Source organism: Rossellomorea sp. LJF3, assembly GCF_037046045.1.
In the GTDB taxonomy this organism is placed as follows: domain Bacteria; phylum Bacillota; class Bacilli; order Bacillales; family Bacillaceae_B; genus Rossellomorea.
Genome location: NZ_JBANLY010000039.1, coordinates 1 through 14910, shown reverse-complemented (window position 1 = coordinate 14910; position 14910 = coordinate 1). Strand labels below are relative to the sequence as shown.

Annotated in this window: 18 protein-coding genes; 15 read left to right on the top strand and 3 right to left on the bottom strand. The window is 42.7% G+C overall.

The features are described 5' to 3' along the window. Positions 1–81 (top strand): IS3 family transposase (locus V8G47_RS20855; protein ID WP_442970879.1); only part of this gene is annotated, 81 nt, incomplete at its 5' end. Between the two features lie 57 nt (positions 82–138). Here V8G47_RS20855 and V8G47_RS20300 read toward each other — a convergent pair. After that, complete coding sequence (locus V8G47_RS20300; RefSeq protein ID WP_336201624.1) at positions 139–1104, bottom strand: quinone oxidoreductase family protein; 966 nt, start codon at positions 1102–1104, stop codon at positions 139–141. A 227-nt stretch (positions 1105–1331) separates the two neighbouring features. On the opposite strand from V8G47_RS20300, the gene V8G47_RS20295 reads away from it, so the two are divergent. The 12 genes from V8G47_RS20295 to V8G47_RS20240 all read left to right on the top strand — a co-directional run bounded on the left by V8G47_RS20295 (position 1332) and on the right by V8G47_RS20240 (position 11441). Next, positions 1332–1859 carry a sigma-70 family RNA polymerase sigma factor gene (locus V8G47_RS20295; protein WP_442970887.1) on the top strand — a complete coding sequence of 176 codons (528 nt, stop codon included), beginning with the start codon at positions 1332–1334 and terminating at the stop codon, positions 1857–1859. Further along, the gene (locus V8G47_RS20290) at positions 1852–2535 is read left to right on the top strand and encodes a DUF3600 domain-containing protein (RefSeq protein ID WP_336201623.1); all 684 of its coding nucleotides are present in this window, start codon (positions 1852–1854) and stop codon (positions 2533–2535) included. The genes V8G47_RS20295 and V8G47_RS20290 overlap by 8 nt, the downstream gene beginning before the upstream one ends. Positions 2536–2917: 382 nt before the next feature. Then, positions 2918–4123, top strand: coding sequence for an MFS transporter (locus tag V8G47_RS20285; protein ID WP_336201622.1), 1206 nt, complete (start codon positions 2918–2920; stop codon positions 4121–4123). Between the two features lies 1 nt (position 4124). Then, positions 4125–4292, top strand: a complete 168-nt coding sequence (locus tag V8G47_RS20280) for a hypothetical protein (RefSeq protein ID WP_336201621.1) — start codon at positions 4125–4127, stop codon at positions 4290–4292. After that, positions 4261–5220: an LLM class oxidoreductase gene (locus V8G47_RS20275; protein WP_336201620.1), complete on the top strand. Its 960-nt coding sequence runs from the start codon at positions 4261–4263 to the stop codon at positions 5218–5220. Before V8G47_RS20280 ends, V8G47_RS20275 begins: the two co-directional genes overlap by 32 nt. Before the next feature lie 153 nt (positions 5221–5373). Continuing rightward, entirely contained in the window at positions 5374–5775 is a 402-nt protein-coding gene (locus V8G47_RS20270) for a cytidine deaminase (protein WP_336201619.1), read from the top strand. A gap of 81 nt (positions 5776–5856) precedes the next feature. Further along, a complete protein-coding gene (locus V8G47_RS20265; protein ID WP_336201618.1) occupies positions 5857–6672 on the top strand; it encodes a lipid II flippase Amj family protein in 816 nt (271 codons plus the stop codon). 64 nt (positions 6673–6736) lie between these two features. After that, on the top strand, positions 6737–7777 hold the full coding sequence (locus V8G47_RS20260) for a DUF4362 domain-containing protein (RefSeq protein ID WP_336201617.1): 1041 nt from the start codon (positions 6737–6739) through the stop codon (positions 7775–7777). 247 nt (positions 7778–8024) lie between these two features. Continuing rightward, complete coding sequence (locus V8G47_RS20255) at positions 8025–9239, top strand: MFS transporter (RefSeq protein ID WP_336201616.1); 1215 nt, start codon at positions 8025–8027, stop codon at positions 9237–9239. Between the two features lie 75 nt (positions 9240–9314). Then, positions 9315–10145: an alpha/beta fold hydrolase gene (locus V8G47_RS20250; RefSeq protein WP_336201615.1), complete on the top strand. Its 831-nt coding sequence runs from the start codon at positions 9315–9317 to the stop codon at positions 10143–10145. A gap of 11 nt (positions 10146–10156) precedes the next feature. Continuing rightward, the gene (locus V8G47_RS20245; protein WP_336201614.1) at positions 10157–11023 is read left to right on the top strand and encodes a phosphotransferase family protein; all 867 of its coding nucleotides are present in this window, start codon (positions 10157–10159) and stop codon (positions 11021–11023) included. Between the two features lie 16 nt (positions 11024–11039). Next, a complete protein-coding gene (locus V8G47_RS20240; protein WP_336201625.1) occupies positions 11040–11441 on the top strand; it encodes a GNAT family N-acetyltransferase in 402 nt (133 codons plus the stop codon). A gap of 101 nt (positions 11442–11542) precedes the next feature. Here V8G47_RS20240 and V8G47_RS20235 read toward each other — a convergent pair whose 3' ends face one another. Together V8G47_RS20235 and V8G47_RS20230 are read right to left on the bottom strand one after the other, a co-directional pair. After that, the gene (locus tag V8G47_RS20235) at positions 11543–12559 is read right to left on the bottom strand and encodes a DUF4179 domain-containing protein (protein ID WP_336201613.1); all 1017 of its coding nucleotides are present in this window, start codon (positions 12557–12559) and stop codon (positions 11543–11545) included. Continuing rightward, positions 12556–13119, bottom strand: a complete 564-nt coding sequence (locus tag V8G47_RS20230) for a sigma-70 family RNA polymerase sigma factor (RefSeq protein WP_336201612.1) — start codon at positions 13117–13119, stop codon at positions 12556–12558. The genes V8G47_RS20235 and V8G47_RS20230 overlap by 4 nt, the downstream gene beginning before the upstream one ends. A 242-nt stretch (positions 13120–13361) precedes the next feature. Here V8G47_RS20230 and V8G47_RS20225 point away from each other — a divergent pair, with 242 nt between their 5' ends. Next, positions 13362–14150: a hypothetical protein gene (locus tag V8G47_RS20225; RefSeq protein ID WP_336201611.1), complete on the top strand. Its 789-nt coding sequence runs from the start codon at positions 13362–13364 to the stop codon at positions 14148–14150. Next, entirely contained in the window at positions 14147–14614 is a 468-nt protein-coding gene (locus tag V8G47_RS20220) for a hypothetical protein (protein ID WP_336201610.1), read from the top strand. Before V8G47_RS20225 ends, V8G47_RS20220 begins: the two co-directional genes overlap by 4 nt. Positions 14615–14910: the final 296 nt, after the last annotated feature.

Sequence of the window (14910 nt, the reverse complement as noted above, 5' to 3'; positions counted from 1 at the left end):
AATCATGAACGTTCAAAAGAAAAATTGGATGGACTAAGTCCAGTCGAATACCGAACTCAGTCCATCCAATCAGCTGCATAACAAAACTCTAACTTTTGGGGTTAGCCACCGAGTTGGAAAGGGTCTCTTTCAATTTATTTAAGGGATCAATAAAATCTTCCCTGTGCTTTTCCTGCTCTCTAAATACTCATGAGCTTTTGCGCCCTCGCTTAAAGGAAAGACCGTTGGTTCAGAAACCTTCAATTTCCCTTCCTGTATCCATCCGAACAATTCGTGGGAACGGTTTACCCGTTCTTCAAGAGACGTCAATACATTCCATAAATCCCCGCCAGTCAGGGTTTTCGACGTGTCCATCAGCATCCGTGGATCAACCGAAACAGGATCGCCTCCTGCCATACCAAAGAAGACGACAGTCCCACCGATGCGAGTTGATTCGAAGCTGTCCATCAGAGTCGAACCGACTGATTCATATACCACATCCACGCCGTTACCATTTGTCACATCCTGCAGTCTCTGTTTCCAGTCTTCACTGTATAAAAACATATGATCCGCTCCAACAGCCAGCGCTGCCTGTCTTTTTTCTTCCGTAGACGTTAACCCGATGACTGTACCGCCCAATATCTTGATGATCTGGACAAGCAGCTGACCGACTCCGCCTGCAGCTGCATGGATTAAAACAGTATCCCCGCTCTTGATACTATAGCTGTCTTTCGTTAGGTAATGAGCTGTAAGTCCTTGTAACAAAAGGGATGCAGCCGTTTCATACGATATTTCATCTGGCAATGGGATGGCTTTATCCTTTGGCACGGCCACAAGTTCCGCATTCGCATATGGTACATCGGCAAAAGCGATGCGGTCCCCAACAGCCATTCCTTGCACGTTGGCTCCAATCTCTTTGACCACGCCTGCTCCTTCGTATCCACAAATGTACGGTGGCTCTCCTGCTAAGTGATAATTCCCTTTTCTTCTATATACATCGGCGAAATTCAGTCCGATTGCCTTCATTTCCACTAACATTTCATCCGGGCCCAATTGGGGGGAATCAATCTCCTGATAGTGGAGGACATCCGGTCCGCCGAACTTTTCAAATACAAGTGCTTTCATTATGTACTCTCCTCTTCAACATTATTCTCTTTTAGTGTAACCAGTTGTTTGGTTTTTGACTAGGGAAGAGCTTATCTGACACAAAGACCAAGACTTATGGAATGTAATGTATAATACTGGAATAGAGCGTTAGTTTAATGATTTACAGCAATTCACAGTTCTCTATAAAAAAATAAAAGCCAATTCGTCTTTTCAGTTGTCTAATTATTGAAAGAAGATAATAAGGGGTGAAGAACATCGATCGATTAGTAAAGAAAGCTCAAAAAGGCGATGATAAGGCGTTTTTAAAACTTTTCAAACAATATGAAGAGGATATTTACAGAATGGCCTATGTGTATGTGAAAAATGAAAATGATGCGTTAGATGTCGTGCAAGAGGTCGCATACCGTGCTTTTAAGAATATTGAAACGTTAAAAAATCCTGCGTATTTTAAAACCTGGTTAATTAAAATTGCGATCACTACTGCATTAAATATATTGAAAAAAAATAAAAAAGTAGTTCAACTTAAACCGGAATATGAGGAAATAATCGGATTGGAAGACCAGGATACGCTCCTTAGCATCACTCTTCATGAGCTATTGGAGAAATTAAGTGAAGAAGAAAAAAGCGTCGTTACCTTGAGATTCTATGAAGGATATTCCTTCAAAGAAATTGCAGAGATAGTAGAAATACCTTTAGGCACTGCAAAAACGATCTTGTACCGTGCGTTAGGGAAACTTCGAAAGCACATGAGGGAGGCTGATACGTGTGAGTAATATCAAGCAGGAGATAAACAAAATTGTCATTCCACCAACACTGCACGAACGATCAAAAATGGGAGTAAGAAAAGCACGCCTCGAAAAAGGTGGAAGAGTTAACAGGTTTATCAAGAAAAACATGGTATCAGCTATTATTGCGGCTTCGTTAATTCTACCAACAGGAGCTATTGCTTATCAAACCATTTTAGCTGATGAGTTCTATGGCTCATTTGAAAATGTGAAGACTCACCTATCCAGTGCAACAATGGAAGGGTACCTGCTTCTGGATGCAAAATTGACTCAAGCCCAAGGGGATATGGAAAAAGAAGAGTTCAAGCGTTTTAAAGAATTATTAAAAACCGTAACAAACGCAAAGGTAGAATATGGAGATAAATATGGAAACATTGATTATTCAAAAGTTCCTGCTAAACAGCTGGCTGAACTGAAAAATACCCTGTATGAGATACAGCCTTTCTTTGATCGACTTAATGGGCAGAAATCCAGCAAAGAAGTATTGTCATCAGATGAATATGAAGAATATATCGAAGCAATCATGATATATGAGCAAACGATGGCCAAAAGTGGAATGAAAGAATCTGATGAAATCGATAAACTTTCAGATGATCAAAGAGAAATTTTTTTAGAAGCTCAACATGTACTTAGAAAAGTAAATGAAAAACAAGTAGATCAGTAAAATATCATAATCCATTTTCAATACGAGTAGAAAACAATACGTGAAGACCATAACAACGCTTACTCATTAGAGTGAGCGTTTTTTGCATTGACTAGGGTACTTCCAGGTGCCTATGCCACTTCAAAGTGCGTTCTTCCAAAAAAGTTAGCTATCCCTCATAATTCAGTCTAGCTTTTCAAACAGTACCTACCAGATTTCGCGGAAGGGGTTTGAAAGGTAGATAGGCACTTAATAGTCCCTAGGTTACAAAAAAGTACCTACATGACTTTAAAGTGCGTACTTCTCATAAATACTTGTACCCATTAACATAATGTGTGTACAGAGAAGCGGAAGGCGCCTTCGTTTCTCATAACATTCAATCATTGAAGGAGGAAGTTTCGTTATGAGTTCAACTTCAGCTACTATACATCAGTCAAAAACGAAAGGCGGCACGCCGGCGTTACTTGCCCTTGCCATCAGTGCCTTTGGAATCGGGACAACAGAGTTTGTTCCCGTTGGATTATTATCATCGATTGCCGATGATTTATCGATATCCATCACACTTGCAGGATTATTGATTTCAGGTTATGCCATTGGAGTCGCCATTGGGGCACCGGTATTAACCGCGTTAACAAGTAAGATGAGCAGAAAATCACTGCTTATGTCCTTGATGCTCTTATTCATTGTAGGTAACTCGGTTGCGGCCATGTCCACAAGTTTTGGACTATTGCTTGTAGCCCGTTTTATCACGGCATTTTCACACGGGATTTTCTTCTCGATCGGATCGACGATTGCGGCCGATCTTGTGCCTGCCCATAAGCGGGCCAGTGCCATTGCCTTTATGTTCACAGGATTGACGGTGGCGACCGTTACAGGAGTACCACTTGGAACATTCATCGGGCAGGCATTTGGATGGAGAGCCACATTCTGGGGAGTTGCACTTCTCGGTATTGTCGGAATCATTGCCAGTTCCATCCTTGTACCGAAGAACCTGAAAGAAGCACCACCAGCCAAGTTCAGCGAACAATTGAAGATTCTAACCAACGGTCGATTATTATTAGCATTTGCCATCACAGCCCTTGGATATGGTGGAACGTTCGTCGCGTTCACATATTTAACACCTTTACTGCAAGACATAACAGGATTTAGCGCGAAATGGGTGAGTATCATCCTTCTTGTATACGGAATTGCCGTTGCGATCGGAAATGTCGTCGGAGGGAAAGCATCTGACAAGAGCCCGTTAAAAGCATTATTCTGGATGTTTGTTATGCAAGCCATCATTCTAGTAGCTCTTACATTCGCAGCACCATTTAAAGTGGCGGGTCTCATCGCAATCTTCCTAATGGGATTATTCGCATTCATGAACGTGCCGGGGCTGCAGATTCTTGTGGTAAACCTGGCTGAAAAATATGTCCCTTCAGCGGTCAATGTCGCATCTGCACTGAATATCGCCGCATTCAACGTCGGGATTGCCATCGGTTCCTTCGTTGGAGGGCTCATCGTGGATGGAATCGGTTTGATTCATACTCCTTGGATCGGTGCCATCATGGTGGCAGGAGCGGTTCTGTTAACAGCGTGGCTCCGCGGTATTGAACGAAAGTCAGCCTAGAATGGTTGAAATATGGAAGGAACGAGTGGCTCAACGGCAGAAACGCATTGCAATTGAAAAGGGAATTGTCATAACCATCATGACTGGGGCGGCACTATTCGCCGCCTCCCGTCAATTGAAGAAAGGGAGAGGGACAGATGAATCCATTTGCACATCACAAAGCATATAACCGCATGTACAAAGAGGGAGAATTGACGCTGGGTCTTCACATCCCCCTTGAAAATTATCACTTCGACACCCCGACGATGGAAAAACAGGTGGAACTTGCCCAACTGTCAGAAAAACTTGGTTTTACGAGCCTGTGGTTCAGGGATGTTCTCCTCGAGGATCCGAATTTCGGAGATCCTGCCGTCGGACAGATCTATGATATGATGATTTACTTGACCTACCTTGCCGGACAGACCAAGGATATTGCCCTTGGAACGGCTGCTGCCGTACTGCCGCTTCGTCATCCACTTCGGGTGGCAAAGGAAATCGCCACGATTGATCAATTGTTCCCGGGCAGGGTCCTGCTTGGGGTATCATCCGGCGACCGCCGGGCAGACTTTGCCGCACTCGGTGCATCCCATCCGGACCGTGGTCAGAAGTTTGTAGAAGCATATTACTATCTGCAGGAAGCCCTGTACAAGGAGTTCCCTCATATAGAGTCGTCGAGAGGAAATATTCGTGGGGCTAACCTTGTGCCAAAACCGACCACGCGCATACCTACCTTTATTACGGGATATGCCCAACAGGACATGCAGTGGTTTGCCGAACATGGGGATGGTTGGATGTACTATCCACGCAGTCCACATGATCAGGAAGTGACGATTCAGCGCTGGAGAAGCCTGGTAGCAGAGTACCATCCCGGCGTCTTCAAGCCATTCAGCCAGCCTATGCATCTGGATCTAGCCGAGGATCCAAATGAAATCCTAAGACCGATCCGCCTTGGATTCCGGATCGGACGGAACTATCTGATTGAATTACTGAATATCTATAAACAGGCCGGAGTCAATCATCTCTTCTTTGCCCTGTTTGACAGTCAGCGACCTGCTGATGAAGTTATACAGGAGCTGGGGGAGGAAGTGGTTCCTTATTTTTCGGCAGTTCAGGAATGAGTGACCTACTTGAAGCCACAAGTCATTGAATTCAATGATACTTGTGGCTTTTGTTGTTCATATATAAAGTGAGCTTTCTTCTGAATTCACCTGGTATTATCGGAAATTCCCCAGTAGTATTAAAAACATAGTATTTATAATGGGGGCAGATACATGAATACTGAACAAACCCTATTCAAAGCTGCAGTGGATTTAATTGAAAAACGATATCCAACAGGCTGGGGCGGTGCTGCAGCCATGTATACAAAAAGCGGGGAAATCCTGACCAGCGTTTCCCCGGAAATCATCAATGCGTCCACAGAGCTTTGTATTGAAACGGGAGCCATATTGGAGGCGCACAAATTGGATACGGAAGTGACTCATTCGATTTGTGTCGTGCGTGATGATGAAAACTCAGACTACAAAGTTCTCACTCCTTGTGGAATATGTCAGGAGAGGCTTTTTTATTGGGGAGCGAATGTGAAAGTAGGCATCTACCATCCAGAAGGTGATTTTCAATTTAAGACATTAAAAGAAGTCCAGCCCTTTCATTGGTATGAAGCCTATAGAAAGTAATTTAATGGAACATTTCAAAAATACGAAATGTTCCTTTTTTTAATGCTATAATGTGTTTGGATAAAAAAGGGAGTTGTCATCGTGGAGTTTATATCGTTACCGGTACTCTTTATTGCATTATTCATTCTAATCATACATAGCATTGAGACTCTTGCTTATGCGGTCAGGTTATCCGGGGCAAGGGTGAAGTTGATCGCCTCAGGTCTTTCCCTGTTCAATATGATGGTGATTGTGTCAAGGATGTCGAATATGATGCAGCAGCCATTTACAGGTGGGCTCACTGATGCTGCACCTGAGGGCCGGAAATTAGAAGTGGTGGAAGAGCAGTTCAGGGTGCTGATTGGTGCCTCGACTTTAGGTACTCTCCTTGGAATTGTGTTATTGCCTACGTTTGTTGCATTGTTTTCAAGGGGGATTATCCACCTATCCGAGCAGGGAGGTTCTGTGCCAAGGTTAATCAAGCTTGGGTTTAAGAATGATCTTTATAAAAGGGGAATGAACCATTTTGCTAAACCAGGTAGAAGATATTTGACAGGAATCAATTTCAGGGCCATTCCAAAAAGGTTGTTTTTTATTAATATGATCATTACAGCAGTTTACACGATTGGCGTTCTTTCAGCGCTTTATGCTGCGCTCATCGTACCAGATCGATCAGGCAGTGCGACCATGGCTTCAGGCTTGATCAATGGCGTCGCAACGATTTTATTGACACTGTTTATTGACCCTAAGATTTCCGTCCTTGCCGACGATGTAGCAAATGGGAAGGGGAATTATCAAGAGCTAAAAGGCCTTTCTATCATGATGGTCATCTCCAGGTTATTCGGGACACTGCTTGCTCAACTGATCTTTATCCCTGGTTCATACTATATTGCCTGGATGTCTCAATTTTTTGTATAATACAAACCGTTTTAAGCAGGAAACTGTATGTAAGTCAATTTTAGAAAATATAGGGGGGATTCAAGTGCAACATTCAAAATGGTTATGGATACTTGCCATCATCTTAGTCTTTCTCACAGCATGCAATGAATCCAATCAGACCGCAGAACCTACCGCAGAACCTACTGAAGAAAATGATTCTGAACTGAATGCGGATGTAGTGAACATGCATGGTGGGATTTCAGGATTGGATAACATGGAGAACTATTTTCAGAAGGTGAAGAAGCAGAAAAAAGGAGATTTGAGAGTCGTATCCTACACGATCGAGGGAGATCCCATACTCACGGATTTAGCTTACGATGGAAAACAAATCGATGTAACATTCGATTACACTAGAGACCAATATGGCGATGGCGAGGTGGAGTCCTTTCAATGCGGAAAGCTGAATCGGGAAGAGAATCCTACCAATCTGTCCTATTATCTGACAGGTTGTGAGGGGGTAAAGGGGGAAACCTGGGGGGTTCTCGAGACTTCTTATGACGTAAAGCGCCAGGATGTTTTTGAAGTGGAGTTAAGGTACGGTCCCAAAGAAGGAGAAAAACAAACGATTCAAGTGGATGATGAGGAAAAGCAGGAGGTCTATAAGCAGTTGGTGTTGGCGAATTATCTAGACTCCAAGCCTACGAGTGATGAGTGCCCTAAAGGAAAACAGGCGGACAACTATCTGATGAAAGTGAAGATAAATGGAGGTGGCCGAACGCTTAACTGGAATGCCTGCGGTTCTCATGAAAAATCTAAACAGTTCACTGATATTGCTGAGTACATTATTTATGTATCCAAACATCCCACTAAAACCAGTGAAAATGTCGTCTACGGTTACATCTTGGAGGTGAAGGAAAATCAGATTCTGATTGGAGAAGATTTGACGGCTGCTGATTTAGTGTCTCTGGAAAAAGTAAAAGGGGAAGATTTAGCGAATTTAAACGGTACCTTTTTATATGTAGAAACAGAAGACGCCCAAGAATTTTCAAAGGGAGACAAAATTGTCATGAAAGTCGATGAGGTGTTGGAAGAAGGGTCTCCCGGAAGGGTCAGTGCTAGTGATATTCAAACGATAACGGAATAGAATAACCTATCCCTGCATGCGGAGAAGTCCATCTGCCTGCAGGGATGGTTATTTTATTTTAGGTTGAAGATTCAAAATATTTATGAAATAATTACCAATACTAGTATAAGAAAGGAAAGAGTCTATGATTCTCATACGCTTTCAAAATCCATTCGATCATTAGAACTCATTCATTGTGTGGAAACCGCCTTAAGGTTAGCGAATGACCTCGTGTTATTTGCTGATGATTAAAGGAGGATTTTCATATATGAATAAACCATTAATGATTCTGTTAACAGGCAGGATCATCACCAATTTTGCTGACAGCTTTTACATGATTGCGACGATCTGGTACGTAAAATCGACTACGTCTTCGCCTTTATTAATCGGATTGACAAGTGCAGTGGCCATCTTGCCCGTCACCATTCAATTTCTATACGGTCCCATTATTGACCGGTTTTCAAAAAAGAAGATTCTTTATGTTGCCATGCTCGGGCAGGGGGTGCTGGTCAGCGCCATTTCGATCTTGTATTATACGAATCTCTTATGGCTGCCACTCTTGTTCACATTGATGTTTGTTGCCCTTTCGTTATCAGAATGCACGTATCCGACTGAAAGTGCCCTCATTGAGAGCCTGACTCCACGTGAACAGCTTACAAAAGTAAACTCGATTTTCGCCTTTTCTTATCAAACCCTCGATATCATATGTGATGCTGTTTCGGGGATTTTGATCGCTTTTGTTGGGTTGGGTTTGATTTATGTGACGAATAGCGTCTTATTGATCGGGACGGGAATGCTGTTTTTATTCTATTTAAGCGTCCCGAGGTCGAAAAAGGAAACGGAAGTACGAAGCGCTCATTTTATCAGACAGTACAAGGAAGATTTCAAAGAAGGATTTCTGGTGGTGAGAAAACGTCATACGCTTCTAAGCATGGTATTCGGCATCATCGTTATGAATGTGATGGCGACGATGGGGATGGCTATGCTTCCGGTCATTTCGGATTCTTCTGCGGAATACGGATTCTGGTTAACGGCCATGTCATTAGGCACTCTGACAGGGACCGCCTTATCCGGTAAGGTAGAAAAAATAGCGCTAAATCGCATTCTGCCGCTACTGTCCCTTTGGTCAGGCTTATGTTGGATGCTGGCGTTTGCATTAAAGGGCTTGTCGATCATGCCGTACTTATTGTTTGCTTTATCATGGATGGGGATCGGCATCATAGGGATTTATGTGCAAACGTTGATTCAGGTCAATCTTCCAAAAGGATATATCGGAATCGGGTTTGCCTTCATTTCGTCGCTGCTCGGGTCACTGAGCCCACTGGGATATCTGCTAGGCGGTGTGATCGGGGAGTTCACTTCGGGAAGATTCCTTTTAGTATTATCAGGCGTCGGTTACCTGGCTTTTGCTCTGTACTTCTGGATGAATCCCAGGTTGAAGAATTTGAACAAGCCTTTAAACGTCCGGTTTGAAGAATCGTGAATATTTAGGTTTCCCATTTCGGGAAGCCTTTTTTATAAGTGAAAAAGGGGTGAAAGGATGGAGGCATGGGAAAGAATGTTACTGCATACAGCACGGGGAGTATTTGAAGTATTCATCAAGGGAGAAGGAGATCCTCTATGTGTCACCCACCATTATTCCGAGTTTAATGAGACTGGAGACTATTTCGCGGAGACGTTCACAGGAACCAACCAGGTCTTCTTGATTAACTTACGGGAAGCAGGAGGCTCTGAAAAAGCAAATGAATCATATCAGTTGAGTATGCTGGAAACGATATTTGATCTGGAGGCGATCCGGGAAGCATTAGGATTACCTCATTGGGGATTTGCGGGGCATTCCACTGGTGGGATGTTAGGGATCCTTTACGGCATTCACTTCTCAACAAGTTTGGATTTCTCTGTGATTGTCGGAGGTGCTGCGAGGGAGTATATGACCTTCTCGGAGGACTGCATTTACAACGAAGCGCACCCTGATTTTGGCAGGATGCAGGATATGATTGAAGCGTTGAAGCAATCGGATTTATCACTTGAAGAAAGAAAAGAGTTATCAGTGGAAAGGACAAAGTTGTCTTTACATAAACCTGAAAGATATCGCGAGCTATTTTCCCTTGATATTCATAAAGGGATGTCGGCAGCACGGATGAACTTCTTTATCCGAGAATTGCAAATATATGATGTGACGAGAAAGCTGGAGTTTATTCGAGTCCCGACGTTAATCATGTGTGGCCGCTTCGATGTGCAATGTCCATTGAAGTATTCGATTGAAATGGCTGAGGGGGTACCGGATTCGAGACTGGTCATTTTTGAGAGGAGTAATCATTATCCGTTCCTTGAGGAAGCAGAGCGGTTTAGGGATGAGTATGAATTGTTTTTAAATGAAAAGAAGTAGGGGGAGCAAATATGGTATCAGCTTATGAAAAAAGAATAAGAGAGGTGTACCCTGAGTTAACGATCACCCACAGCGAAATGAATGAAATCGGTCAGAATAATGATGTCCTTATGGTTAACGACTCTCTTGTTTTCAGATTCCCGAAGTATGGGGAAGGAATCAGGAAATTGAAGAAAGAAACGAGGGTGTTGGAAGGGATAAAGGGGAACATCCCGTTACGGGTCCCTTATCCTATTTATCAATCCTTGGAACCAGAGGAAGTGGGAATGGTATTTACAGGTTATAAGCTGGTTAAAGGCAATCCATTGTGGCCAGGCGTATTTATAGAAAATAAAGAACATCATGAAAAAATCGCTTCTCAATTGGTGGGTTTTTTGACTGATCTTCACTCACAATCTTTGGAATCTATGAACATCGAGAAAAAGAGTATAGGTGAGATACGAAGTTCAATTGAAGACCTATACGATCGGTTCAAGGAGAAACTTTTTCCCCATATGAATGAACGAGCAAAGGTGGAAGTCAGCCAGCATTTCAATTCGTTTTTATCAAAGAATGAACTTCTGGATTTTCAACCGGTCCTCACTCACGGTGACTTTGGGGCATCCAATATCCTGTGGGATCCGGAACGCCATGAAATCTCCGGAATCATCGACTTTGGAGAAGCCGAAGTGGGTGACCCTGCCTATGACTTTGCCGGATTATTCTCCAGTTACGGCGAACACTTCGTCAGGAGATGTCTGGAAATGTATCAGAACGGGGACCGGATTTACGACAGAATGAATTTTTACCGTGGTACATTTGCGTTGCAGGAGGCACTTCATGGAATTGAGAATGATGATCCGGTAGCATTTGAGAATGGGGTGAAGGGGTATAGGTGATACCAAGTTGGCACTTATGGAAGAAATCAAAACAAAATCCATTCACCCTGACATTAGAAAATTATTATCCTTTGCAACTTCTGTAGAAAAAGTTGAAGAGGAATATGATCTGTACATCCATTCCATCGAACGGAAATTATATGGGTTTACGGCTGGAGATGAGCTGGTCGGATGTATAGGCGTTGAATTCCTGGATGAGGGAGAGTGTGAAATTAAGCATGTAGCCGTGATGCCTAAACACCGGGGTAAGGGGATAGGCCATAAAATGATCGATCACATCGGCCATTGCACTAGGATTACTGCTGAAACGGATCGGGATGCAGTGTTGTTTTATAAGAAACGTGGGTTTGAGATTATGAGTTTGGGTGAGAAATATCCTGGTGTGGAGCGGTTTAGGTGTGTGCTGGAAAAGCTTTAGTCAGATTGATTATAGAAAGTGTGATCACCTGGTAAGATCACACTTTTATAGAGAATTAATTCCCCTATTAAAGTCGTTCTACTTCAACAGGGGAATGGGAATTATTTTTCTAAATCAATGACAATCGGTTCGAGTTCAATTTCTGTATGACCTTTCCCCGACCCGAGACTGGCAATTTCAATGGGTTGGATGATGAGTCGGCTGGCTCCATCCTGGATGGTTCCGAACTCTGTTGTCCCTTCGTAGGTTTTTCCGTTATCGGTTGAAAAACCGCCACCGCCCGTTCCGTCCATATATATATGACCCTGGTCGTCCGTCACTTTGAAGACCGGTGATACTTCGGGCCATTCCTCGAGCAGGGCGTCCTCTGCCACCTGGTTGTAAGAAATGACGGTTGATACATCGGTAAACTCAATAGATTTCAACGTGAAGGTTACATCTTTACTCTGAACCGTTTCATTGATTAACTGCAGATCGCCTTCCAGCCGTTTTAATGAGAAGGCGAATGACCAGTCTCCTTTGACTTCTGTATCATTGGACGTGCTGTAAAGAGTTTCTGGTTCCCACGTGATGTCCACCTTTTCCGGAAAGTCCCCTCCTTTGAAGCTCGGGGTGATGGAGGACAATCCGACATAGCGGGTAGGGCTGATCTTGGTGAGTTGACTGCTCCCGCCGCTTCCGTTCGCACCCTTGATATCAAACCATTGTCCACCGCTGTGGATGTCTTCACCGAAATCTTTGTCTGTTTCGATGGCATAGGATATTTTGATATTCGTGCCGTCATAAACGGCGTTATCAATCAGGATGGTCACACCATTGCTTGTCTCGGTAAGTCCGATATCAGTCGAGTAGTCTTCAAATTCTTTGTACGGTTCATCACTAAAATAGCGTATGACATCGTCCATGAACGGGAGTTGTGTGGCAAAAGACGGATACGCAAAGCTTGCCGCTGTGGAGACGCCGATCAACATAACGGATGCGATGGCCATATTCCTCCAAACATTTGTCTTTTTCCGTTTATTTAATACATGTTGTTTGACGCGCTTTTTTTCCAAATCGGTCACTTCTTCTAGTTCAAGTGAGTCTATATCTAATTCCATCCATTCCTTCATGCTCATACAAGCCGCTCCTTTAACTTCATGGTAGTAGCTAACTTTTTCTTTCCACGATATAAACGGTTATCCACCGCTGCTTTCGAAAGATTTAACTGATTCGCAATTTCCATATTGGTTAACTCCAGGTAATATTTCATCATGAAGATGTCCCGGTCCAGTTCCTCCAATTGACTGATCGCTGCTAGTAATTCATTTTTTTCTTCCTGTCGCAAAATGGATATCTCGGTTCCGGGAGTACTTGATGTTGCAAGGATGTATTCGTCCTGCTGTTCACGGGCATTCCGTCTTTCAGCCATCCGGTAACGGTCGATTGCCTTATACTTGGCTATCATCCCGATCCACTTTTTAAAATCCTCTTTCTCGCCTTTAAATTGATGGGCATTCTGCCATACAGTCAGGAATACGTCATTGATACATTCATCCACATCCAGTCTGTTTCCGTTGTGTAAAATCTTCATGGCAATGGTTTTCACAAGCGGCATGTAAGCGTCGATAACATACTCCAATGCATCCTCTTTTTTCTTTTTTAACCTTTTGATGAAATTGGTCGGTGAACTTTTCATTTCATTCGCTCCTTATATGGTTGAAAGGCCTTTACATTATGTACAACGAATGGATGTTAGAGTGATTCTCATGTTTTTTTTTGAACGGTTGGAACTTTCACTATAATCAGTATATATGAATTGCGATGGAACTCGTCTTGAAATGTTTATTCGAATCCAGTATTTAAGGAAACAATTATCATAAATAGTCAAAAATATGGAAAAATAAAGCTATCATTGAATTTTTGGGGGATGGGCTCTTATTGGATAACTATACGAACGATAACACTGCAAGGAGATACACCGCTAATGTCAGTATACTGGGAACAACCCAAATACATTTAAGGAATCCTTACATTATTGCATGGTGGTCAGTGTCTTTTCCAGGGTTTGGCCACTTATTGCTTTCTAAGTATATAAGGGGGTACCTTTTGTTAACTTGGGAAGTCGTGATAAATCTGAAAGCCCATGTCAACCTGGCCATGATTTATTCTTTCCAGGGGAACGTACCTATGGCAAAAGAGGTATTGGATACCCGCTGGCTATTGATTTATATTCCGGTCTACATCTTTGCGATCTGGGATAGTTACCGCACGACCGTGGATTTGAATAACGTTTATATTCTCTCTGAACGAGAGGATCACAAAATAAACACCTTTAGTATCGGGGCATTGGAAATGAATTATTTGGATAAAAGAAACCCCCTCTTAGCAGCTTTATGGTCCTTATTTATGCCTGGGTTGGGGCAGCTTTACATTCATCGGATTGTGACAGCACTTGTCGTAATCGTTTGGAGTGTTGTGTTCTTTTACTACTCTCACATGTTGGAAGGAGTATCCTTGCTTTTTTTAGGGGAAATCGAAAGAGCTACTGAGGTATTGAATCCTGAGTGGTTGCTGATGTTTCCATCCCTATATGGGTTTGCTATAGTCGATGCCTATATGAATACAGTCGAAAATAATAAACTTTTCGAGAAAGAACAGAGGCGTTTTTTAAAAAATCATTATCAAAAAAGAACATTTCACATTCTGAAAGGAAAAGAACGTATATGACGATGCAATTGTTTTCAACTTTCGAAAATCATATCTATTTAGAGATCGCTATCGCAAACTTAGAGAAAATAGGGGTAAAAAAAGAAGATATATATGCAGTCCCGCTTGATAATCGGAAAGAAAGCAGGAAACTATTTGATACGTTGCACCGGTCCGACGGATTATCCCTCATTGACATTGCGATGCCTATGGCCACAGCATCTGCTGTCGTTACGGCTAGTATCGGTTTTGAACTGAAGTGGGGTCCCATCTATTGGGGGTTAATTGGTGCAATCGGAGGGTTTATGGTTGGACTGGTGATCCGGTTGATCCTTGTCTTTGTAAACAATCAGGAAACGCATAGATTAAAGGGAAAACAATCTGAAGTCATTCTTATTGTGGAGTGTGACGAAACACAGGGTCAGGTTGTTGAGAAAATCCTGTGGGAACATCTTGCTTTAGGATTAGCGAAAGTTATAAAGTAAAAGTCTATCTTTCTTTTTGGCACCACTACAAGGTCAGGTGTTCGACATGAATAGAGTCCGTTTATGGTAGAGGCACGTGGAGATTCGATCACTTTATTTGAAGATATAGAGGGGGTGTGGGTTATTATGGTAAATGACGCAATTGCGATGATTTTTGACGCAATTATCAAAATAATGACGCAATAACTTTACGACCCCCTAATTCCTTTGGACACTTTTGTACCTAAAACAGTACACTAGAACCATAAATACAGAGGGATTTTGGAGGGCTGTTCCATGTCAAAAAAGATTGAAGC